Genomic DNA, 21475 nt, shown 5'->3' on the forward strand with positions numbered 1-21475 from the left:
GAGCGCGCGGTGACGGACCTGGAGCACCGGTATCCGGGCGCGGAGACGCAGCCGTACGCCCCCACCACCGGCAATCTGGCGGACCTGCTCGAACGGGTCCTCGACAAGGGCATCGTCATCGCCGGGGACATCAAGATCGACCTGCTCGACATCGAGCTGCTCACCATCCGGCTGCGGCTGTTCATCGCCTCGGTGGAGACCGCGAAGAAGGCGGGCATCGACTGGTGGGAGACCGACCCCGCCCTGTCGACGCGGGCCATGCGGGACGCGCTCGCCGAGGAGAACGAGCGGTTGCGGGCCCGGCTGGAGGCCCTGGAGGAGGCGGCGGAACCGGCGGGAGCCGCCCCGTGAGCGCGCCCGCCGCCGGACCGGCGGCCCCCGGCCTGGTCTGCGCGTTCGCCGTCACCGACACCCCCGTGGACGAGCCCGCGCTCGCCGCGGCGACCGGTCACGAGGAGGGCGGCCCGCTGCGGGTGCTGCGCGTGGACGGTCTGTTCCTCGTCGTGCAGGACGTTCCTGCGGCGCTGTTCGACGAGGGCGCGCTCGCGGAGCGCCTGGGCCGGCCCGAGGACCTGGAGCGGTGCGCGCGTGCCCACCACCGGGGCGTGGAGGCCGCGTCCGGCCGGGGCCCCGTCGTCCCGCTGCCGTTGGCGACGCTCTACCGCGGCGAGGAGAGGGCGCGGGAGGCCGTCTCCTGTCGCCGCCCGGTGCTGGAGGCGCTGCTCGACCGGCTGCGGGACCGCACGGAGTGGGCGGTGAAGGTCCACGCCGCCGAGCCCGCCGCGGATGCCGGCCCCGCCGGGACACCGGAGGGTGGCGGTGGCGGACGGGCCTACCTCAGCCGGGCCAGCGCGCGGCGGCGTGACCGGCAGGACGCGCGGGCACGGGCGGCGTCCGAGGCCGAGGCGGTCGACGCCGAGTTGCGGAGGTACGCCGTCGCGGCGACGCGGCACCGCCCGCAGGACGAGAGGCTCACGGGCCTGCGCGCCCCGCAGCTCCTGAACGCCGCCTACCTGGTGGAGGACGCGCGGCGCGAGGAGTTCACCGCCGCCCTGGCCCGGATCGACGCCGACGGCCCGCGTCGGGACGTACGGGTCACCGCGTCGGGTCCGTGGATCCCGTACTCCTTCGCCCGCTGGGACGAGGAGCCGGCACCCGACCGGCCGGCGCGCGCGGACGCGGCGTCCGGCGGGCGGGAGGTCCCCGCATGACCGCGGCGGACCTCCGTACGCCGGGCCCCGCGCCCGTGCCCTGGAACGGCCCCGAGCGCTGCGCGCCGGTCGGGGTGCCCCTGGTCGATCTGCTGGACCGGGTGCTGGCGACCGGGGTCGTCGTCAGCGGGGACCTGGTCCTGGCCATCGCCGACGTGCCGCTGGTGCGGATCTCGCTGCACGCCCTGCTGTCGTCGGTGAACGAACGCGTGCCCGCCCCCTGGCCGGACAGCGGGCCGCTGTGAGCGCGCCGCACGACCGGACGGTCGATCTGGACCCCGAGCGGGTCACCAACGACCTGGCTGCCCTGGTGCTGACGGTGGTCGAGCTGTTGCGGCAGCTCATGGAACGCCAGGCGGTGCGCCGCTTCGACGAGGGCACACTCAGCGAGGAGCAGGAGGACCGGCTCGGCACGGCGCTCATGCTGCTCGACCGGCGCATGGACGACCTGTGCGCGCAGCACGGGCTGAGCCGGAGGGACCTCAACCTCGATCTGGGCCCGCTCGGCCCGCTGCTGGCGGACCCGGAACCGTAGCGCCGGGCACCTCGACGCATCCCCCACCGGGACGAGCGATCCGGACTCGCGCGCGGTGCGGCCGCGCGCCTTCGCCCAGCTCGGCATGTTCCTGCCGCACGCCGTGCCCGGCGTGACCGCGGCCCTGATCCCGACCTGCCCCGCTGCCCGCGCCGGACGACCTGTACACGCCGCGCGCCCGGTCGCTGCTCGCCGACGACGGCCCGCTGACCACCGGCTGGAGCTGCCCGCCGCTGGACGCCGCGGTGCCGCGGGCGGCGCCCCGGCTGCGGGCCGGCATGCGCACAGCGGGACCCGTGCGGGGGCATGTCACCGGCTCCGGCTGGGAGCGCGGCCTCGAGGTCTCCTCGGCGGCGAAGGTGACGCCGGTGCCCGTTCCGGCGAGCGACTGCGCGCCCACCCGGAGGGCCTCACGCTCGCCCGTGTGCACGCCTCCGGTGGCGCGCCGCACCGGGGGTGGTGACGCTGGTACGGCCCCGGCGAGAAGGAGCCCCCATGCACAGGTCGTGGTGCGCCGTGCGCGTGGCCCTTGCGCGGGCCGCGCCGGTGGCGGCCGTCGGCGCACCCGCGGGGCGGGTTCCTTCACGACGCGCTGCCGGGACGGGACGCACGGCGGGGAGACCGTCACCGTACGGACCCCTGCCCCGTTCGCGGACACCGGCCGGCAGCCCGCCGTCCGGCCGTCTCCTGTCCGCGGACCGCCGCGCATCGCCCATGCCTTGAGCCCCGGTGTCTGGGTACGCGGTCACGGCCCACCACGGCAGTCGGTACTCGAACACGACCGGTCGCGTGTCAGCGGCGCGCCCAGAACGGAGAGAAGGCTGATGAGCGAGGCCAACCCCCTCAAGCGGGTAGCCCACAAGGTCACCGAGAGCCTGCAGGGAGAGGGCGGCGGGCCGGCGGACGGGGTCCCCGGCAAGCCCGGGCCCGAGTCGCCCCCGGTCGCCGAACCCACCGAGCCCAGGGAGCCGCTCCCGCCGAAGCCGGACCAGAGCGGCCCGGACACGGTGTCGCCGACCGGCCAGCCCACCGGCGCCGACCAGGCCCGGGTCGCCCAGTCCGGGGCGTATCTGACGAACGCGCAGGGCACCCGGCTGTACGACACGGACCACTCGCTGAAGGCCGGGCCGCGCGGGCCCGTGCTGCTGCAGGACCATCACCTGCGCGAGAAGGTCATGCACTTCGACCACGAGCGCATCCCGGAGCGCGTGGTGCACGCCCGTGGCGCGGGCGCGCACGGCGTGTTCCAGAGCTACGGCACGGCGGCCTCGGTGACCAAGGCGGGGTTCCTCGCGGCGGACGTGGAGACGCCGGTGTTCACCCGGTTCTCGACGGTGGTCGGCTCACGCGGCTCCGCGGACACCGTGCGGGACACGCGCGGTTTCGCCACGAAGTTCTACACCAGCGAGGGCGTCTTCGACCTGGTCGGCAACAACATCCCGGTCTTCTTCATCCAGGACGCCATCAAGTTCCCAGACGTCGTCCACGCCGCCAAGCCGCACCCCGACCGGGAGATCCCGCAGGCGCAGAGCGCGCACGACACGTTCTGGGACTTCGTCTCCCTGCACACCGAGGCGACGCACCACACCATCTTCTTCATGGGCGACCGCGGCATCCCGCGCTCGTACCGGATGATGGAGGGCTTCGGCGTGCACACCTTCCGGCTCGTCAACGCGGCCGGTGAGACCACGCTCGTGAAGTTCCACTGGAAGCCCAAGCTGGGCGTGCACTCGCTGGTGTGGGACGAGGCGCAGATCATCAACGGCGTCGACCCGGACTTCCACCGCCGGGACCTCGCCGACGCGATCGAGGCGGGCGCGTACCCGCAGTGGGAGCTGGGCATCCAGACGTTCCCGGACACCCCGGAGCAGACCTTCGAGGGCATCGACCTGCTGGACCCGACGAACCTCGTGCCGGAGGAGCTGGCGCCGGTGCAGCCGGTCGGCCTGCTGACGCTGAACCGCAATCCGTCCAACTTCTTCGCGGAGACGGAGCAGGTCGCCTTCCACGTCGGCCATCTGGTGCCGGGCATCGACATCACCGACGACCCGCTGCTCGCCGGACGGCTGTTCTCCTACCTGGACACGCAGATCACCCGGCTGGGCGGTCCCAACTTCCCGCAGCTCCCCGTCAACCGGCCGCACGCGCCGGTCAACGACATGCTGCGGGACGGGATGCACCAGACGGCGGTGCACCGGGGTGCCGCCCCCTACCGGCCCAACTCCCTGGACGGCGGCTGCCCGTTCACCGCCGGCGCGGACATGGGCGCGTACGTCGAGGCGCCGGTCAGGATCCCGGAGGCGTCGAAGGTGCGGGAGGCGCCGGAGACCTTCGCGGACCACTTCAGCCAGCCGCGCCGGTTCTGGCTGAGCATGAGCCCGGTGGAGCGCGAGCACATCATCGGCGCGTACACCTTCGAACTGGGCAAGTGCTACGAGCAGTCCGTCCGGGAGCGGACGCTCGAGGTGCTGGCCAACATCGATCCCGAGCTGTGCGCGGGCGTCGCCGAGGGCCTCGGCCTGCCCGCTCCCAAGCCCACCGTGCCCCTGGCCGACGTCGAGCCGAGCCCGGCGCTGTCCCAGGTCGGCAAGACGTGGCCGGTCGAGGGCCGTGTCGTCGGCATCGTGACCAGCGGGGCCGATCTGGAGGGGGTGACGGCCGTCCGGGAGGCGGTCCTGAACGCCGGGATGGTGCCGCTCGTGGTGGCGCCGACCGGCGGCGTCCTCGGCTCCGGCGACGGGGCGGTGACCGTCCAGCGCAGCTACGTCACCGCGCGGTCGGTGGAGTTCGACGCCGTCCTGCTGGCGGGGGCGCCCGCGATGGGCGGCGACGCGTACACGCCGCGGGACTACAAGGCGGCGCCGGCGCCCACGGGGCCGGGGACGATCGACCCGCGGGTGAGCCTGATGGTGTCGGAGGCGTTCCGGCACGGCAAGGCGATCGGTGTCTGGGCGGGCGGCGAGGCCGCGCTCGACGCGTCGGGGGTTCCCTCCGACGCCCCCGGCGTGGTCGTCGCCGACTCGGGCACCGCGGCGCTGGAGCGGGTGACGCGGCTGCTGGGCTCGCACCGGGTGTGGGAACGCTTCACCACGCCGCGGGGCTGATCCGCACGGCCGCGGGGCCGGTCGCCGAATGCCGGCGGCCGGCCCCGCGGCGCGTTCAGCACAGGACGTCCAGCGCCCCGGGAAGCACCCTGGCGGTGACGGGGAGGGCGGCCTCCACCTCGCCGTCGGCGCCGTAGGGGACGGCCCGGTCGGCCTCGACGCGGACCTCCTTGCCGCGCAGGACGTGCACCTGGGGGCGGTTGACGTGGGCGCCGGAGGCGAGTTCGTTCATCAGGGCGAAGAACAGCCGGCGCGGCGCGTGGTGGATCATCACGACCTCCAGCAGGCCGTCGTCCACCTCGGCGGCGGGGGCGATGAGGCGGTTGGAGCCGTAGTAGCCGGAGTTGGCGGCGACCACGGTGTAGCCGGTGAAGGCGCGCTCCTGTCCGTCGACGGTGACCCGGTAGCGGGTGGGCCGCCAGGTGGTGATCGCGCGCAGGGCGCCCGCGTAGTAGGAGGCGGTGCCGCGCAGCAGGCGCGCGTGGTTGGCGTGGCGGTTGGCGAGCGCGTCGACCCCGGCGTAGACGCTGCCGAGCACGACGGTGCGGTCGTGGACGGCGGAGGTGACCTCGATGGTGTCGACGGGGCGCGGCTCGCCGTGCAGCAGGAGTTCGGCGAGGCGTTGGGGCTCGGTGGGCAGGCGCAGCGCGCGGGCGAAGTCGTTGCCGCGGCCGGCCGGGACCAGGCCGAGTACCGTGCCGGTGCCGCTGAGGGCGCCGCCGATGCCGCCGGCCATGCCGTCCCCGCCGACGGCGAGCACCACCCGGCCCCGCCGCCCGGCCTCGCGGGCGAGTTCGCGGGCGTGGGCGAGGCTGCGGCTGTACTCGGTCTCCAGTGGGGCGCCCGCCTCCCGCAGCAGCCGGGCCACCCCGAGCAGCGCGGCGGCCGAGGTGGCGCCGCCCGCGGTGGGGTTGACGACGGCGGTGAACTGTCGCATCGATGTGCCTCCGGGCTGACGGGTGGTGCCGGACGGTTGTCCCACGGGGCGTGTCCCACGGGCGGGGCGGGACCGGCCGGCGGTCGGGCCCGGTCGGCGGGCCCGATGGACGAGGGCTCGGTCGGCGGGCCTCAGTCGGCGGGCAGGAGGACGCCCGGGTTGAGCAGTCCGTCCGGGTCCAGGCGCCGCTTGACCGCGCGCAGGGCCTCGACGCCGAGGGGGCCCGCCTCGCGGACGTACCAGTCGCGGTGGTCGGTGCCGACGGCGTGGTGGTGGGTGATGGTGCCGCCCGCGGCGAGGATCGCCTCGTTGGCGGCGTGCTTGGCGCGGTTCCAGTGGGCCACGGCGTCCTCGCCCTGTGCGGAGACGACGGTGAAGTACAGGGAGGCGCCGTTCTCGTAGACGTGGGAGATGTGGCACATCACCAGGGGCGGGGTGCCGGCCTCGGTGAGCGTCCCGGTGAGCGCGTCGCGGACGGCGGCGTACAGCCCCGGGATCCCGGACCAGTACGTGGCGGTCTCCAGGGTCTCGGCGAACGCCCCGGCGTCCAGCAGGGAGTCGCGCAGGTACGGCGCCGAGTAGCGGCCGTGGGCCCAGCGTTCCCCGGGCTCCTCGCCTGCGAAGGCGCCACCGCACTCCTTCAGGACGGCCGCCGCGCCCGCGCGTCGGTGCGCCGTGTCCTCCTCGGTGCCCTCGAAGCCGACGACCGCGAGGCAGCCGGCGGGCCCCTCGGCGAGGGAGGCGCCGAGGGCGTCGGGCTGGGCGAGGCCGATCAGTGTCTCGGTCTCGTCGGACAGCCGCAGCACCGTGGGACGCGGGCCGTCCTGCGCGAGGCGGCGCAGCGCGGCGCTGCCCTCGTCGAAGGAGGCGAAGCGCCAGCCCTCGTAGCGGCGGACGCCCGGCACGGGCCGCACGCGCACGGTCACGGAGGTGATGACGCCGAAGGCGCCCTCCGAGCCGAGCACGAGCTGGCGCAGGTCGGGGCCGGCCGCCGAGCGCGGGGCGCGGCCCGTGTCGAGGGTGCCCTCGGGGGTGGCGAGGGTCAGGCCCAGCACCATCTCGTCGAAGCGGCCGTACCCGGCGGAGGCCTGGCCGCTGGAGCGGGTCGCGGCGAAGCCGCCGACGGTGGCCCACTCGTACGACTGCGGGAAGTGGCCGAGCGTGTAGCCGCGTGCGGCGAGGAGCGCCTCGGCCTCGGGGGCGCGCAGGCCGGGCTGGAGGGTGGCGGTGCGGGAGACCTCGTCGAGGTCGAGCAGGCGGTTCATGTGCCGCAGGTCGAGGGCGACGAAGGTGCCCGGCCGGTCGGGCGCGAGACCTCCGACGACGGAGGTGCCGCCGCCGAACGGGACGACGGCCAGGCCGTGTCGGGCGCAGGCCCGCAGTACGGCGAGCACCTGGTCGTGGCTGTCGGGCAGGACGACGGCCGCGGGGGTGTCGCGGGTGTCGCCGGCGCGTATGCGCAGCAGGTCTGGGGTGGACTTGCCGCGGGTGTGCCGGACGCGGGCCTCGGCGTCCGTGCGCACGCGGTCGGCGCGGTCGCCGACGGCGGCGAGCAGCGCGTGACGGGCCGGGTCGTCCAGGGCGCCGGCGGGGACGTCGATCTCGTCCAGGCGTACGGGCGGGGTGCCGCCCGGCCGGACGCCGAGCAGATCGCGCAGCAGTCCGGCCACGGTTTCGGGCAGCGGCGTCGCCCTGGCCGGGTCGCCCCAGCCGTTCCACAGCATGTCCATCGCCTGTCGTCCTCACCGGTCGTCGCGGGGGATGCCGCCCGTGCGGCCTCGCTGGCGTTACACTGTTACACATGACGCCCAATCGTCACAACCACTCGAGCCGGCCGAACCCCTCGGACAACGACACGGTGCTCGACGCCGTGCGGGACTGCGTCCTGGCCGTCGGAGTCCGCCGGACGACCATGACCGACGTGGCCCGCCGCGCCGGCGTCTCCCGGATGACGCTCTACCGCCGCTGGCCCGACGTGCGGTCCCTGGTCGGCGATCTGATGACCCGTGAGTGGATCGCCGTCGCCACCGGGGCCATGCCCGAGCCCCGGCCGGGCGCGGGCACCCGGCCGCGCGTCGTCGACGGGCTCGTCTCGGGCGTGGAGGCGTTCCGCTCCCATCCGCTCTTCCGCAAGATCGTCGACGTCGACCCCGAGCTGCTGCTCCCCTACGTCCTGGACCGGCGCGGGGCGAGCCAGGAGGCCCTGCTGGAGCTGCTGGCCGCCGCGCTGCGGGAGGGGCACGCCGACGGGTCGGTGCGCGTGGCGCCGGCCGAACGGCAGGCGCGGTCCGTGCTGCTGGTGGTGCAGTCCTTCGCGCTGTCACTGCGGACCATGACCGACGAGGACGACCCCGACCTGACCGCCGCGGCCCTCCTCGCGGAGCTGCGGACCATCCTCGAGAGGACCCTCACCCCATGAGCCCCACCAGCAGCCCCGCCGCCCGGGCCTCCCTCAGTGCCGCCCGGCGCTCACGGGAACTGACCGAGACCGTGGGCGGCCCCGTCGTCGACGTCCTGGTCGTCGGACTCGGCGCGACCGGCGCCGGCGCGGCCCTGGACGCCGCGGCGCGCGGGCTTCAGGTCGTCGCCGTGGACGCCCACGACCTGGCCTTCGGCACCTCCCGGTGGAGCTCCAAGCTCGTGCACGGCGGGCTGCGCTACCTCGCCTCCGCCCAGTTGGACGTGGCCCACGAGAGCGCGGTGGAACGCGGGGTGCTGATGGAGCGCACGGCACCCCACCTGGTGCGCGCGCAGCCGTTCGTGCTGCCGCTGACACCGCTGGTCTCCCGCGGCCGGGCCGCGCTGGCCTGGGCCGGCTTCCGCGCGGGCGACACCCTGCGGCTGGCGGCGCGCACGGCCCGGGCCACGCTGCCCGCGCCGCGCCGGCTGTCCGCGGTGGAGACGCGGCACCTGGCGCCGTCGCTGCGCTCGACCGGGCTGCGCGGCGGCCTGCTGTCCTGGGACGGGCGGCTCACCGACGACGCCCGGCTGGTGACCGCCCTCGCCCGGACCGCCGCCGCGCACGGCGCCCGGATCCTGACCCGCGTGCGGGCGCTGGAGCTCACCGCGTCCGGCGCCCGCGTGCGCGACGAGGTCACCGGCGAGACGGGCGAGATCCGCGCCCGCGCGGTGATCAACGCCGCCGGGGTGTGGGCCGGCGGCCTCGTGGACGGCATCCGCGTGCGGCCCTCCCGCGGCACCCACCTCGTCCTGCGCTCCGAACACCTCGGCCCGCTCCCCGCGGGACTGCACGTCCCGGTCCCCGGCGAGACCAACCGTTTCGTCCTCGTCCTGCCCCAGGGCGACGGCCGGGTCTACGTCGGGCTGACCGACGAGCCCGTGGACGGCGCGATCCCCGACGTCCCCGAGGTCCCGGAGACCGACATCGGCTTCCTGCTGGACGTGCTCGGCTCCGTCCTGGACGTGCCCGTCCACCGCGAGGACGTGGTGGGCGCCTTCGCGGGCCTGCGTCCCCTGCTGGACACCACGCCGCAAGGCCGGCCGGGCACCGGGGCGAGGACCGCGGACATCTCCCGCCGTCACGCCGTGCTCACCTCGTCGCAGGGCGTGGTCACCGTGGTCGGCGGCAAGCTCACCACGTACCGGCGCATGGCCGAGGACGCCGTGGACGCCGCCGTCGCCGCCCGCCGTCTGGCCGCCGGACCGTCCCCCACCGCCGCGCTGCCCCTGGTCGGCGCCGCCGAGCCGCGCGCCCTCGCCGCGCTGCGCGCACCGCGCCGCCTGGTGGCGCGCTACGGCACGGAGGCACCGGCCGTCCGGGCGCTCGCCGCCCGGGACCCCCGGCTCGCCGGGCCCGTACTGCCGGGCCACCCCGTCACCGGCGCGGAGCTGGTCTGGGCGCTGCGCCACGAGGGCGCCCTGGACGAGGCCGATCTCCTCGACCGCCGCACCCGTATCGGCCTGGTCCCCGCGGACCGGGCGGCGGCACTGGAGGCCGTGCGCAACCTCGTCGGGGAGGTCGCCGCGGGGCGGGAGTGAGGCCACGGCACGGTGAGGCCCGGAGTGCCGGGGCAGGGCGAGGGGCCCGGGCCGACCGGCGCCGGGCCCCTCGGATCCTCGGTCATCCGTCCTGGACGGCCTTGCGGACCTTCGCCTCGATCGTCTGCCGGGGCTGACCCTCCTCCTTGACGTAGTCGGTCATCGCCGTCTGCGCGTCCCGGTCCAGGTCGCGCCAGGCCCGTACGGCGGTCTCGTACGTGCTGGACTGCCGCCGGGTCCACCTTTGCTGCGTCGGAGGCCCGTACGAGTCGCGCAGCTCCTCGACCCGGTGGTGTGCCTGGTCCGCCGCGCGGCGCTTCTGCACGAGCTCTTCGAATGTGTGATCCACCACTCCTCGAAGGTAAACAGAGGACGGCCGTCCCGCGCGCCGAGCCGCCCGAGGCCCCCCGCGGGCCCCTGCCCGTCGGGGCGAGTGCTCCCCACCGGCCGCGAAGGGCTTTAACATCTACCCACCGACGACGGCCGGGCATATGCGAGAAGTGAGGGAAGCGTGGCGGACATCGAGGGAGCGGCAGTACCGGAGCGGCTGCTGATCACCCGTACCACCACGGGCGGCGGCGTCTGCGTCGTCACCCTCGCGGGAGAGGTCGATCTCGACGGCAGCGGCCAGCTCGGCGACGTCCTGCTGTCCAGCGTGCGGACGGCACCGGGCACGGTGGTCGACCTCTCCGAGGTGGGCTTCCTGGACTCCAGCGGCATCAACGTGCTCATCTCCGCCCACCGGGCCGCCGAGTCGCGCGGCGTCTCCCTCCGGCTCGCCGCGCCCCGCCAGGCCGTGCTGCGCGTGCTCCAGCTCGTGGGCGTCGACACGCTCATCCCCTGCCACCCGACCGTCGAAGAGGCCCTGGGCGCCTAGGACCCGTCCGGGCCGGGCCGCGGAGCCCGGCGGCTACCTCAGCGGCAGGCGCGCGGAGACGGTCTTGCCGTCGGCGTGCGGCCTGGTGATGACCTCGTCGCACAGCCGCGTCACGATCTCCAGTCCGTGCCGGCCGACGCGCAGCGGATCGCGCGGCAGGAAGGTCGGGAAACCCTCGCCCGTGTCCGACACGGCGATCTCCACACCGTCGTCCACCAGGGTCAGCGCCAGCCGGCAGGGGCCCGGCGCGTGCCGGAACGCGTTCGTCACCAGCTCACCGGCGACCAGCCGGGCGGAGTCCGGGAAGGTGCCGGCCGTCTCCACCCCGGCCTCGCCGAGCCGGGCCACGAAGCCCCGTACGACGTCCCGTGCGGCCGGGATCATCGCCGATCCGCCCCGGAACTCCGCCACGGTGGACACGGCGGGGGCCGCGGCGGTGCCGGTCCTGTGCGCCGGGGTCATACAGAGCCTCACCGTCCGGTCCTGGGCCGAGATCAGGGGGGCGGACCCCCGGTGTCTCACCATACGCATCGATGCCTCTCCGCCACTTCCTTTGCCCCGAATTCGCCCGGACACGCCATGTTCCGGACGCTCCTTGCGCCACGGAGCGACGGGAACGGTGCCGTAGCGATCGCGCCGGGACCGCCGGGACACGGGCGGACACCGGGGCACCCGGCGGACCCTCTCACCCGTGCGGCCGGAACGGATGCGCGCCCGGTGCCCGTGGGCGCATTCTTGCTGTGCCGCCCCTGTGGCGGCGCACGGACGAGGTGGGGCCATGAGGACAGGCGCCGAGGACGGCACGGACCGGACACGCGGGCGGTTCGTGCCGCTGCTGGTCGACGCCTGCGCCGAGGCGATCGACGCGGGCAGCGGCCGCGCGGGCGGGGTCTACCTGCGCTCCGGCACGCCCGGGCTGCTGCGCCTCGCCGTCCTCGCCGGACTTCCCGGGCCGCTGTTCCGGCCCTGGTGGCGGGTGCACGCCGACAGCCCCTTCCCCGCGGCCGACGCCTACCGGCAGGGGGTGCGGGTGATACTGGCCAACGCCACCGAGGCGATGCGCCGCTACCCGCAGTTCGCGGCCGGCCTGCCGTTCCCCTTCGGGTCCCTGTACGTGCCCGTCACCGGCCCGGACCGGACGTACGGCGTCCTGACCGTCCTGCGTGCCGCCGCCTCGGACGCCGCGGAGATGCTGGACGGCCTGGACCGGCTGGAGCGGGCGGCGCGGGATCTCGGCGCCGCCCTGGAACGCCTCGAACGGGACGGCGGCGCGGCGCCGCTCCTGTGGGACGGCGAGCCGCTGTGCGTCCGGCCTCCCGCGTCCCGGCGGCACCCGCAGCACGCCGGAAGCTTCTCCTGGGACCCGGTCACCGGCGCCGTCACAGCCGACGAGCCGCTCACCGGCCTGCTCGGCGGGCCGGACGGTGCGGACCGCCCCCCGACGGCCCTCGGGGCCCTGCTGCGCGAGCTGGCCCCCGACGACGGGCACCGCGTCGCCGCGGCGCTGCGGCAGACCGCCACGGGCCGGCCTCCCCCGCTGCCCCTGTACGTACGGTCCGCGGACGGCGCGCTGCGCCTGGTCGAGCTGTGGGCGCCGCGCGGTGAGCCGCCGGGAAGCGGCCCGGTGCGTGGTGTCGTCCGCGACCCGGCCGCCGGCCCGGTGGCCGACGCCGCGGCCGATCTGCTGCCGGACGGCGTCTTCTGCGTCGACCGGCTCGGCACGGTCGTCTACGCCAATCCGCGCGCCGCGCACCTGCTGGGGCGGCCCCGCTCGAAGCTCCTCGGCCACTCCCTGTGGGAGGCCGTGCCCTGGCTGGACCATGCCGCGTACGAGGACCATCTGCGCAGCGCGCTGCTGTCCGCGGAGCCGGTCCGCTTCCTCGTCCGGCGTCCGCCCGACGACAGCCGCTCGGCCGCGCCCGCGCCCTACGAGGGCGACTGGCTCGCCGTCTCCGTCCACCCGGGGCACGACATCCTCACCGGCACGCTGCGTCCCGCCAACCGGGTCGCCGAGGCCCCCGGCGGGCCCGAACCGACCCACCCCGAGGCCGGGGGCTCCGCACCGGCCGCCGCCTCCACGGCACCGCTGTACCGTCCGATCGTGCTGGCCGTGGCCCTGACGGAGGCGGTCACGGCCCGGCAGGTGTCGGCCGTGGTCGTGCGCGAGCTGCTGCCCGCGTTCGGAGGACGGCGGCTCGCCATCTACCTGCTCCAGGACCGGCGTCTGCACCTCGCCTGGGAGACGGGCTTCCCGCCCGGCTTCCTCAGGCCCTTCGAGGGCGTCGGCCTCGACGCCCGGCTGCCCGGCGTGGAGACGCTCACCAGCGGGCGGCCGCTCTTCTTCGACTCGATGCAGGCGCTGGCCGCCGCCTACCCGGGCATCCCCCTGGACGCCACGGAGGGCGCCCGCGCGTTCCTGCCGCTGATCGCCTCCGGCCGCCCGGTCGGCTCCTGCATCCTCGGCTTCGACCGCTCACGCGGCTTCGGCACCGAGGAGCGCACGGTGCTCACCGCCCTCGCCGGGCTGATCGCGCACGCCATGGAGAAGGCCCGGCGCTACGAGTCCGAGACCGCGCTCGCCCGCGGGCTCCAGCGGGCGCTGCTGCCCCGGAACCTGCCGGCGCACCCGCTGCTGGAGACCGCCGGACGCTATCTGCCCGGCACCCAGGGCATGGACGTGGGCGGCGACTGGTACGACGTCGTGGCCTCGGGCGACGGGATGGCGCTGGTCATCGGGGACGTGCAGGGGCACGGGGTGCAGGCGGCGGCCACCATGGGGCAGCTCCGCAGCGCGGCGCGGGCCTTCGCCCTCGGCGACCGGCCGCCCGACGAGGTGATGAGCGGGGCCAACCACCTGCTGATCGACCTGGACCCCGGTCTGTTCGCGAGCTGCTGCTACATCCGCCTGGACCCGGCCACCGGGCGGGCCTGCGCCGCCCGTGCCGGTCATCCGCCGCCGATCCTGCGGCACCCGGACGGAGGCACCCGGGTCCTGGACCTGCCCGGCGGGGTGGTGCTCGGCGTCGACCCGCGGGCACGCTATCCGCTGACCGAGTTCCGGCTCGACGCCGGTACCGTCCTCGCCCTCTACACCGACGGGCTGGTGGAGCGGCCCGGCACCGACATCGACGAGGGCATCACCGCCCTGCGGGTGGCCCTGGCCGAGGCGGGCGAGACGGTGGAGCGGCCCGGGAGCCGGGGCCTCGCGGACATCGCCGACCGGCTGACGGTGGCGGCGCGGCGGGCCACCGACCGCCCCGACGACATCGCCCTGCTGCTCGCCACCCGCCGTCCCGGCGCCGGGAGTGCCCCGTGAGGGCGGCACCCGCTCCGGTCACCGCGGACACCGCCGGCCCGGCGGGCGCCTCTCGCCTCCTGCGGCCCGGCAGTGTAGACATGGGCACATGGTCCGACTGATGGGTCGATCGGGAGAGCGGTCACCCCGTCGTCCCAGCGGTTCGCTCGCCCGGCAGCGAGACGCGGACCGGTCGCGGCAGGCGGCGGGCGAGGGGCGGCGGAACCCGGTCACCGCGCTGCGCTCCGCACTGTCCGGGCGCAGCGTCGCCGGGCAGGTCTTCCTGCTGAACGTGGTCATCGTGCTGCTGCTCGTGGTAGTGGCGGCGGTCTCGCTGGTGCTCCAGGTGCGGCGCGACAGCACGGTCGAGGCCCGCAACCGGTCCCTCGCCGTGGCCTCGACGTTCGCGAACTCGCCCGGTGTCGTCGCGGCGCTGCGCAGTCCCGACCCCACGGCGGTGCTCCAGCCACGGGCCGAGGCGACGCGCAAGGCGACGGGCGTGGACTTCGTCGTCGTATTGAACACCGACGGCATCCGGTACACGCACCCCAAGCCCGACCGCATCGGCAACAAGTTCGTGGGCAGCATCGCCCCCGCGCTCGCCGGGCGAACGGTGACCGAGGAGATCAACGGCACCATCGGCCGGCTGGTCCAGGCCGTCGTGCCGGTCGAGGAGCCGGACGGCACGGTCGTCGGCGTGGTCTCGGCCGGCATCACGACGGAGAACGTGGGCGGCGTGGCCGACCGGCAGTTGCCGCTGGTGCTGATCACCGCGGGCATCGGGCTCACCCTGGCGACGGCGGGCACGGCGCTGGTCAGCCGGCGGCTGCTGCGGCAGACCCACGGCCTGGGCCCGCACGAGATGACCCGGATGTACGAGCACCACGACGCGGTCCTGCACTCCGTGCGCGAGGGAGTGCTCATCATCGGCGGAGAGGGCAGGCTGCTGCTCGCCAACGACGAGGCGCACCGCCTGCTCGACCTGCCCGGGGACGCCGAGGGGCGGCACGTCCTCGACCTCGGTCTGCCCGAGGACACGGCACGGCTGCTGGACTCCGGGCGGGTCGCCACCGACGAGGTGCACCGGGTCAAGGACCGGCTGCTGGCGGTCAACCTGCGGCCCACGGACGAGCGGGGCGGCCCGCCCGGCAGCGTCGCCACCCTGCGCGACTCCACGGAGCTGCGGGCCCTGTCCGGCCGCGCCGAGGCGGCCCGGGAGCGGCTGGACATGCTGTACGACGCCGGTGTGGGCATCGGCACCAGCCTGGACGTGGGCCGGACCGCCGAGGAACTGGCGGAGCTGGCCGCGCCCCGGTTCGCGGACTACGTCACCGTCGACCTGTTCGACTCGGTGCTCAGCGGCGGGGTGCCGGAGGGGTCGTCGCTGCGCCGCGCCGCGCTCAGCGGCCTGGACGGGGAGGCGCCGCTGTATCCGGTGGGCCGGCAGATCCGCTTCACGGCGACCTCACCGCAGGCGCGCACCCTGGAGACCGGCCGGCCGGTACTGGAGGCGGACCTCGGACAGGCCCGTGAGTGGCAGGCGCAGAACCCCGAGCAGTCCGCGCGGGTGATGGAGCACGGCATCCACTCGCTGATCACCGTGCCGCTGCGGGCGAGCGACCTGGTGCTCGGAGTGGTCAGCTTCTGGCGGCGCCGGCGGCCGGAGTCGTTCGACGAGGACGAGCTGGCCCTCGCCGAGGAGCTGGTCGCGCGTGCCGCGGTCTCCATCGACAACGCGCGCCGCTACACGCGCGAGCACGGCATGGCGGTCACGCTCCAGCGCAGTCTGCTGCCGCGCCGGATGCCCGACCAGAACGCCCTGGACGTGGCCTACCGCTATCTGCCGGCGCAGGCCGGGGTGGGCGGGGACTGGTTCGACGTGCTGCCGCTGTCCGGGGCCCGGGTGGCGCTGGTCGTGGGCGACGTGGTCGGCCACGGCCTGCACGCCGCGGCCACCATGGGCCGGCTGCGTACGGCGGTGCACAACTTCTCCGCGCTGGACCTTCCCCCGGAGGAGCTGCTGACGCTGCTGGACGAGCTGGTCGCCCGTATCGACCAGGACGAGGCCGCCGACGACTCCAGTGCCCCGGTGACCGGCGCGACCTGCCTCTACGCGATCTACGACCCGGTGTCCGGAAGCTGTGTCATGGCCCGGGCCGGTCATCCGCCGCCCGCGGTGGTCGGTCCGGACGGCGGCGTGGAGTTCCCCGAGGTGCCCGCCGGCCCCCCGCTGGGCCTGGGAGGGCTGCCGTTCGAGACGGCCGAGCTGCACCTGGCCGAGGGCAGCCGGCTCGTGCTGTACACCGACGGGCTCGTGGAGGACCGGGAGCACGACATCGACGTGGGTCTGGATCAGTTGCGCGCGGCGCTGGAGGCGTCCGGTCCCTCGCCGGAGGAGACGTGCCGCACGGTCCTGGACGCCCGGCTGCCGGACCGGCCGGGCGACGACATCGCCCTGCTCGTGGCCCGGACGCGCAGGCTCGGCCCCGACCGGGTCGCCCAGTGGCAGGTGCCCAAGGACCCGGCCGCGGTCGGCGAGGTGCGCGCCGGGGTCACCCGGCGGCTCGCGGAGTGGGGCCTGGACGAACTGGCGTTCACGACGGAGCTGATCCTGAGCGAGCTGGTCACCAACGCGATCCGGTACGGCGGTGAGACCGTCCACGTCCGGGTGCTGCGCGACCGCAGCCTGATCTGCGAGGTGTTCGACAGCAGCAGCACCTCGCCGCATCTGCGCTACGCGGCGATGACGGACGAGGGCGGGCGCGGGCTGTTCCTCGTGGCGCAGATCGCCGAGCGCTGGGGCACCCGCTACACCCCGGACGGCAAGGTCATCTGGGCGGAGCAGCCGGTGCCCTGAGGGCCGGCGCCGCCCGTCGGCACGAACCAGGAGTATCCGTGAACGAAGCGTCCCCCGAGCCGGCGCGCCCCGAGGGGCCGCTGCGGCGCGCCCTGCTCGCCCTCACCTGTGCCGCGGCCGCGGCCGTCCCCGCGCTGCGGCCGGTCCGCGCGGCGGCGGGTCCCGCCACGGGGCTCGACGACCCGGCGAAGAAGGAGATCGCCATGCGGCTGGTGTCGAGCGCCGAGAACTCCTCGCTCGACTGGCGGGCGCAGTACGGGTACATCGAGGACATCGGCGACGGCCGCGGCTACACGGCGGGCATCATCGGTTTCTGCTCGGGCACCGGCGACATGCTCGCCCTGGTGGAGCTGTACACCGGCCGCCGTCCGGGCAACGCGCTCGCGCACCGTCTGCCGGCGCTGCGCGCGGTGAACGGCTCCGACTCGCACGAGGGGCTGGATCCCGGCTTCCCCGAGGACTGGCGCCAGGCGGCCCGGGACGCGGAGTTCCGCCGGGCGCAGGACGACGAGCGCGACCGCGTGTACTTCGGTCCGGCCGTTGAGCGGGGCCGGGCGGACGGGACCGGCACGCTCGGCCAGTTCATCTACTACGACGCGATGGTCATGCACGGCGAGGGCGGCCCGGCCGGTTTCCGCAGCATCCGCGAGCGGGCCCTCGCCGTGGCCCGGCCGCCGGTGCGGGGCGGGGACGAGACGGCGTGGCTGCACGCCTTCCTCGACGCGCGGGTGTGGGCGATGCGACAGGAGGAGGCGCACGGCGACACCAGCCGCGTCGACACGGCGCAGCGCGTCTTCCTGCGTCAGGGCAATCTCGACCTCGACCCGCCGCTGGAGTGGCGGGTGTACGGGGACGCCTACCTCATCGACTGACCCGGCGGGCACGGCGAACGGGCCGCGGAACCGGCCGTTCGCCGGGTTCCGCGGCCCGCGGGGTGCCGCCTCGTCGGTACGGGAGTCAGTGCTTGAAGGTGTCCTTGCCCTTCTCCTTGGCCTGACGGGCGTCGCCCTTCGACTTCTCGGCGCGGCCCTCGGCCGTCATCCTCTCGTTGCCGACGGCCCGGCCGGCCGCTTCCTTGGCCTTCCCCTTGGCCTGTTCCATCTTGGCCTTGGACTTCTCGTTGCCGGCCACGTCTGCTCACCTCACGGCGTCGGGTTGCGATGTCCTGTCCTGCGGGTGCCCGCCCCGGCGAGCTCAAACCCGCGGCCCGCCCGTGGGCTGTCGGGCGGGCCGCCGGGTACAAGCGGGTACGGAAAGAGGCCGACGGCCGTCGATGGAACGGGAGGACCACATGGCAGGGATGCTGGACCGGATCAAGCAGTTCGCGCGCAGCCCGCAGGGCCGCCGGGCCGCGGAGCAGGTGCGCCGTGCCGCCGCCGACCCGCGTCGCCGTGCGCAGGCGCAGGAGATGCTGCGGAGGTTCGGCAAGCGGCGCTGAGCCCGTCTCAGCCGCGGCCGGCGTGCGTGTGGCTGTGGGAGGTCCTGGGCGGGCGGCGGCCGGGCTCGGAGCGGTCCCGGCGCCAGTCGAGGACCGCGACGGTCAGCGCGCACACCATGGCGGCGACGGCGGTGCCGACCGACAGGGCCACGGCCTCGCGGTAGTCCTCCCGGGTGGCGTTCAGCGTGAGGTAGAACAGGCCGGGCAGCGCCGCGGTGCCCACGGCGCCGCCGAGGCGCTGCCCCGTCTGCAGGGCGCCGCCCGCCGCGCCCGCCATCCGCACCGGGACCTCCCGCAGCGTCATGGTGATGTTGGGGGAGATCACGCATCCGCTGCCGAGACCGCCCACCAGCAGTGCCGGCGCCGCGAGCCAGGCGGCGCGGTCGGCGGGCGCGAGCCACAGCACCACGGCGGTGGTGCCGAGGCCAGCCATCACGGCGACGAGGCCCCAGACGGTCAGCAGCCGCCCCAGCCGCTCGACCAGCCTGCCCGCGACGGCCGCGGCGGTGGCGGAGCCGACGGCGAACGGGGTCACCGCCAGGCCGGACCGCAGGGGCGAGAAGCCCAGCCCGTTCTGGAAGAACAGCGCGAACACGAGCCACACCCCGCTGAACCCGACGAAGTACAGGGCGCCCAGGCCCGCCCCGGTGGCGTAGCCGCGCGCGTCGGTGAGCAGGGCGGGGTGGAGCAGCGGCTCCCCGCCCCGGCGGGCCACCCGGCGTTCCCAGCGCGCGAAGGCAGCCAGGACGAGCACACCGGCCGGGAAGAGCCACCACATGCGGGTCAGGCCGCCGTTCTCGGCGAGGATCAGCGGCAGCATCAGGGCGAGGATCCCGGCGCCGAGGAGCACCACGCCCACCGGGTCCAGGCGGCCGTGTCCGGCGGGGGCGACGCGGGGCAGCAGGCGCAGGCCGAGCAGGAGGGCGAGCACGCCCACGGGGACGTTGACGTAGAAGATCCACCGCCAGCCCCCGGGGCCGGCCAGGGCGAGGATCAGCCCGCCGACGACCGGGCCCACGGCGCTGGAGACGCCCACGGTGGCGCCGAAGAGCCCGAACGCCCTGCCGCGTTCGGCGCCCCGGAAGAGTTGCTGGATGAGCGCCGAGTTCTGCGGGGCGAGGCTGCCCGCGGCGACTCCCTGGGCGAGCCGGGCCGCGACGAGCAGTCCGATGCCGGGCGCGGCCCCCGCGGCGGCGCTGCAGAGCACGAAGGCGGCCAGGGCGACGAGGAAGACGCGGCGCCTGCCGAACGCGTCGCCGATCCGGCCGGCCGTCACCAGGGTCAGGGCGAACGCGAGGGCGTAGCCGGAGACGACCCACTGCACGGACGACGCCGAGGCGTGCAGTTCCCGCTGCATGGACGGCAGGGCGACGGCGACGATCGTCACGTCCAGCAGGGTCATGAAGCCGGCGACGAGGGTCACCCACAGGGCCCGCCACCGGTCGGGGTCCGGGCGGTCGTCCGGACGGTGCACGGAAACTCCCCTCGTGAGGCCGACAGGGGACGCGATCGCCGCGCCTCACGCCTGCGTCACCCGGGACGGTGGCTTCAAACCTCGCCCACAAAGCCGGACCATGAGATCCCATAAGCCGCCCTTATGCCCTCATAGAAAGGACCCGCGTACCGACTTAGGCTTGCCTCAGCTTAGGCTTCCCGGAGAGTCGATCTGTCACCGCTCGAAGGGAACCTGAACATGCCCCGCCCTCTGCGGGTAGCCATCGTCGGATCCGGCCCGGCCGGGATCTACGCCGCCGACGCCCTGCTCAAGTCCGAGGTGGCCGCCGACCCCGGTGTGTCCATAGACATCTTCGAGCGCATGCCCGCCCCGTTCGGACTGATCCGCTACGGCGTCGCGCCCGACCACCCGCGGATCAAGGGCATCATCACGGCCCTGCACCAGGTCCTCGACAAGCCGCAGATCCGCCTCTTCGGCAACGTCGACTACGGCACCGACATCGGCCTGGACGACCTGCGCGCGTTCTACGACGGTGTGATCTTCGCCACCGGCGCCATGGCCGACCGCGCGCTGCCGATCCCCGGCATCGACCTCGACGGCTCCTACGGTGCCGCCGACTTCGTGTCCTGGTACGACGGCCACCCGGACGTGCCGCGCACCTGGCCGCTGGAGGCGGAGAAGGTCGCCGTCCTCGGCGTCGGCAACGTCGCCCTGGACGTGGCCCGGATCCTCGCCAAGACGGCCGACGAGCTGCTGCCGACCGAGATCCCGCCGAACGTCCACGCGGGCCTTGAGGCCAACAGGGCCAAGGAGATCCACGTCTTCGGCCGCCGCGGCCCGGCGCAGGCGAAGTTCAGCCCGATGGAGCTGCGGGAGCTGGACCACTCCCCGAACATCGAGGTCATCGTCGATCCCGAGGACATCGACTACGACGACGGCTCGATCGCCACCCGGCGCGGCAACAAGCAGGCCGACATGGTCGCCAAGACCCTGGAGAACTGGGCGATCCGCGACGTCGGCGACCGCCCGCACAAGCTGTTCCTGCACTTCTTCGAGTCGCCCACCGAGATCCTCGGCGAGGACGGCAGGGTCGTCGGCCTGCGGACCGAGCGCACCGCGCTGGACGGCACCGGCAACGTCAAGGGCACGGGCGAGTTCAAGGACTGGGACGTCCAGGCGGTCTACCGGGCCGTCGGCTACCTGTCCGACCAGCTCCCCAAGCTGCCGTGGGACATCGAGTCGGGCACGGTCCCGGACGAGGGCGGCCGGGTCGTCCAGGACACCGCCGAGCACCTGCAGTCCACGTATGTCACGGGCTGGATCCGGCGCGGTCCGGTCGGTCTGATCGGCCACACCAAGGGCGACGCCAACGAGACGGTGGCCAACCTGCTGGACGACTTCAGGAACGGCCGGCTGCACACGCCCGACGCGCCCGGCCCGGAGGCCGTGGACGCGTTCCTCGCCGAGCGGAACGTCCGCTTCACCACGTGGGACGGCTGGTACCGGCTCGACGCGGCGGAGCGGGCGCTGGGCGAACCGCAGGGCCGCGAGCGGGTGAAGCTCGTCGAGCGCGAGGACATGCTCAGGGAGAGCGGCGCCTGAGCCACCGCGGTCCGACTCACGCGCAAACATGTTCGGGCGCGGGGCCGCCGGGCCCCCCCCCCCCCCCCCCCCCCCCCCCCCGGGGGGGGCCCCCCCCCCCCCCCCCCCGAAAACGCGGCCCGGGTGTGGGGGCGAAGCCCCGGGGGGGGGGGGTGGGGTGGGCG

19 protein-coding genes are annotated in these 21475 nt (G+C 75.2%); 13 read left to right on the plus strand and 6 right to left on the minus strand.

All coding sequences use genetic code 11. The annotated features are described in order from the left end of the window. The first annotated feature begins 9 nt into the window (after positions 1-9). The 5 genes from ACH499_RS07515 to ACH499_RS07535 all read left to right on the plus strand — a co-directional run bounded on the left by ACH499_RS07515 (position 10) and on the right by ACH499_RS07535 (position 4850). Positions 10-351, plus strand: a complete 342-nt coding sequence (locus tag ACH499_RS07515) for a gas vesicle protein (RefSeq protein ID WP_356203523.1) — start codon at positions 10-12, stop codon at positions 349-351. Then, a complete protein-coding gene (locus tag ACH499_RS07520) occupies positions 348-1211 on the plus strand; it encodes a GvpL/GvpF family gas vesicle protein (protein ID WP_399014245.1) in 864 nt (287 codons plus the stop codon). The genes ACH499_RS07515 and ACH499_RS07520 overlap by 4 nt, the downstream gene beginning before the upstream one ends. Continuing rightward, a complete protein-coding gene (locus ACH499_RS07525; protein ID WP_356203526.1) occupies positions 1208-1456 on the plus strand; it encodes a gas vesicle protein in 249 nt (82 codons plus the stop codon). The genes ACH499_RS07520 and ACH499_RS07525 overlap by 4 nt, the downstream gene beginning before the upstream one ends. After that, on the plus strand, positions 1453-1746 hold the full coding sequence (locus ACH499_RS07530; protein WP_356203528.1) for a gas vesicle protein K: 294 nt from the start codon (positions 1453-1455) through the stop codon (positions 1744-1746). Before ACH499_RS07525 ends, ACH499_RS07530 begins: the two co-directional genes overlap by 4 nt. A gap of 824 nt (positions 1747-2570) precedes the next feature. Next, complete coding sequence (locus tag ACH499_RS07535; protein WP_399014247.1) at positions 2571-4850, plus strand: catalase; 2280 nt, start codon at positions 2571-2573, stop codon at positions 4848-4850. Between the two features lie 55 nt (positions 4851-4905). On the opposite strand, the gene ACH499_RS07540 is transcribed toward ACH499_RS07535, so the two are convergent. Continuing rightward, positions 4906-5787 carry a YegS/Rv2252/BmrU family lipid kinase gene (locus tag ACH499_RS07540; protein WP_399014248.1) on the minus strand — a complete coding sequence of 294 codons (882 nt, stop codon included), beginning with the start codon at positions 5785-5787 and terminating at the stop codon, positions 4906-4908. Positions 5788-5918: 131 nt separating this feature from the next. Then, positions 5919-7517: an FAD-binding oxidoreductase gene (locus ACH499_RS07545; protein WP_399014249.1), complete on the minus strand. Its 1599-nt coding sequence runs from the start codon at positions 7515-7517 to the stop codon at positions 5919-5921. A gap of 71 nt (positions 7518-7588) precedes the next feature. Here ACH499_RS07545 and ACH499_RS07550 point away from each other — a divergent pair, with 71 nt between their 5' ends. Then, positions 7589-8206, plus strand: a complete 618-nt coding sequence (locus ACH499_RS07550; protein ID WP_356203534.1) for a helix-turn-helix domain-containing protein — start codon at positions 7589-7591, stop codon at positions 8204-8206. Beyond that, the gene (locus tag ACH499_RS07555) at positions 8203-9786 is read left to right on the plus strand and encodes a glycerol-3-phosphate dehydrogenase/oxidase (protein WP_399014251.1); all 1584 of its coding nucleotides are present in this window, start codon (positions 8203-8205) and stop codon (positions 9784-9786) included. The genes ACH499_RS07550 and ACH499_RS07555 overlap by 4 nt, the downstream gene beginning before the upstream one ends. Before the next feature lie 82 nt (positions 9787-9868). On the opposite strand, the gene ACH499_RS07560 is transcribed toward ACH499_RS07555, so the two are convergent. After that, positions 9869-10135, minus strand: a complete 267-nt coding sequence (locus tag ACH499_RS07560) for a hypothetical protein (protein ID WP_356203538.1) — start codon at positions 10133-10135, stop codon at positions 9869-9871. Positions 10136-10297: 162 nt separating this feature from the next. On the opposite strand from ACH499_RS07560, the gene ACH499_RS07565 reads away from it, so the two are divergent. After that, positions 10298-10663, plus strand: coding sequence for an STAS domain-containing protein (locus ACH499_RS07565; protein ID WP_399014252.1), 366 nt, complete (start codon positions 10298-10300; stop codon positions 10661-10663). Positions 10664-10696: 33 nt separating this feature from the next. On the opposite strand, the gene ACH499_RS07570 is transcribed toward ACH499_RS07565, so the two are convergent. Further along, on the minus strand, positions 10697-11125 hold the full coding sequence (locus tag ACH499_RS07570) for an ATP-binding protein (protein ID WP_356203542.1): 429 nt from the start codon (positions 11123-11125) through the stop codon (positions 10697-10699). Between the two features lie 316 nt (positions 11126-11441). Here ACH499_RS07570 and ACH499_RS07575 point away from each other — a divergent pair, with 316 nt between their 5' ends. From ACH499_RS07575 to ACH499_RS07585, 3 genes are all read left to right on the plus strand, one after another. Beyond that, complete coding sequence (locus tag ACH499_RS07575; RefSeq protein ID WP_399014254.1) at positions 11442-13979, plus strand: SpoIIE family protein phosphatase; 2538 nt, start codon at positions 11442-11444, stop codon at positions 13977-13979. A gap of 88 nt (positions 13980-14067) precedes the next feature. Next, on the plus strand, positions 14068-16815 hold the full coding sequence (locus tag ACH499_RS07580; RefSeq protein WP_399014255.1) for a SpoIIE family protein phosphatase: 2748 nt from the start codon (positions 14068-14070) through the stop codon (positions 16813-16815). Between the two features lie 38 nt (positions 16816-16853). Further along, positions 16854-17687, plus strand: a complete 834-nt coding sequence (locus ACH499_RS07585; protein WP_399014256.1) for a chitosanase — start codon at positions 16854-16856, stop codon at positions 17685-17687. An 85-nt stretch (positions 17688-17772) separates the two neighbouring features. On the opposite strand, the gene ACH499_RS07590 is transcribed toward ACH499_RS07585, so the two are convergent. Then, positions 17773-17946: a CsbD family protein gene (locus ACH499_RS07590; RefSeq protein ID WP_356203549.1), complete on the minus strand. Its 174-nt coding sequence runs from the start codon at positions 17944-17946 to the stop codon at positions 17773-17775. A 160-nt stretch (positions 17947-18106) separates the two neighbouring features. Between ACH499_RS07590 and ACH499_RS07595 the strand changes: the two genes are divergently transcribed. Continuing rightward, positions 18107-18253 carry a hypothetical protein gene (locus tag ACH499_RS07595; RefSeq protein ID WP_356203551.1) on the plus strand — a complete coding sequence of 49 codons (147 nt, stop codon included), beginning with the start codon at positions 18107-18109 and terminating at the stop codon, positions 18251-18253. 7 nt (positions 18254-18260) lie between these two features. Here the strand turns inward: ACH499_RS07595 and ACH499_RS07600 are convergent, their stop codons facing one another. Further along, entirely contained in the window at positions 18261-19727 is a 1467-nt protein-coding gene (locus tag ACH499_RS07600) for an MFS transporter (protein ID WP_356203553.1), read from the minus strand. 219 nt (positions 19728-19946) lie between these two features. Here ACH499_RS07600 and ACH499_RS07605 point away from each other — a divergent pair, with 219 nt between their 5' ends. After that, positions 19947-21311: an FAD-dependent oxidoreductase gene (locus ACH499_RS07605; RefSeq protein WP_399014257.1), complete on the plus strand. Its 1365-nt coding sequence runs from the start codon at positions 19947-19949 to the stop codon at positions 21309-21311. Positions 21312-21475 lie beyond the last annotated feature (164 nt).

This window comes from Streptomyces sp. NPDC018947, from assembly GCF_044390505.1.
GTDB lineage: Bacteria > Actinomycetota > Actinomycetes > Streptomycetales > Streptomycetaceae > Streptomyces.

What these genes read in the sequence shown, in the direction of transcription:
- ACH499_RS07525 (WP_356203526.1), top strand. Translation starts at nt 1,208, where the DNA reads ATGACCGCGGCGGACCTCCGTACGCCGGGCCCCGCGCCCGTGCCCTGG.
- ACH499_RS07535 (WP_399014247.1), top strand. Translation starts at nt 2,571, where the DNA reads ATGAGCGAGGCCAACCCCCTCAAGCGGGTAGCCCACAAGGTCACCGAG.
- ACH499_RS07540 (WP_399014248.1), bottom strand. Translation starts at nt 5,787, where the DNA reads ATGCGACAGTTCACCGCCGTCGTCAACCCCACCGCGGGCGGCGCCACC.
- ACH499_RS07545 (WP_399014249.1), bottom strand. Translation starts at nt 7,517, where the DNA reads ATGGACATGCTGTGGAACGGCTGGGGCGACCCGGCCAGGGCGACGCCG.
- ACH499_RS07550 (WP_356203534.1), top strand. Translation starts at nt 7,589, where the DNA reads ATGACGCCCAATCGTCACAACCACTCGAGCCGGCCGAACCCCTCGGAC.
- ACH499_RS07555 (WP_399014251.1), top strand. Translation starts at nt 8,203, where the DNA reads ATGAGCCCCACCAGCAGCCCCGCCGCCCGGGCCTCCCTCAGTGCCGCC.
- ACH499_RS07570 (WP_356203542.1), bottom strand. Translation starts at nt 11,125, where the DNA reads ATGACCCCGGCGCACAGGACCGGCACCGCCGCGGCCCCCGCCGTGTCC.
- ACH499_RS07575 (WP_399014254.1), top strand. Translation starts at nt 11,442, where the DNA reads ATGAGGACAGGCGCCGAGGACGGCACGGACCGGACACGCGGGCGGTTC.
- ACH499_RS07580 (WP_399014255.1), top strand. Translation starts at nt 14,068, where the DNA reads ATGGTCCGACTGATGGGTCGATCGGGAGAGCGGTCACCCCGTCGTCCC.
- ACH499_RS07595 (WP_356203551.1), top strand. Translation starts at nt 18,107, where the DNA reads ATGGCAGGGATGCTGGACCGGATCAAGCAGTTCGCGCGCAGCCCGCAG.
- ACH499_RS07605 (WP_399014257.1), top strand. Translation starts at nt 19,947, where the DNA reads ATGCCCCGCCCTCTGCGGGTAGCCATCGTCGGATCCGGCCCGGCCGGG.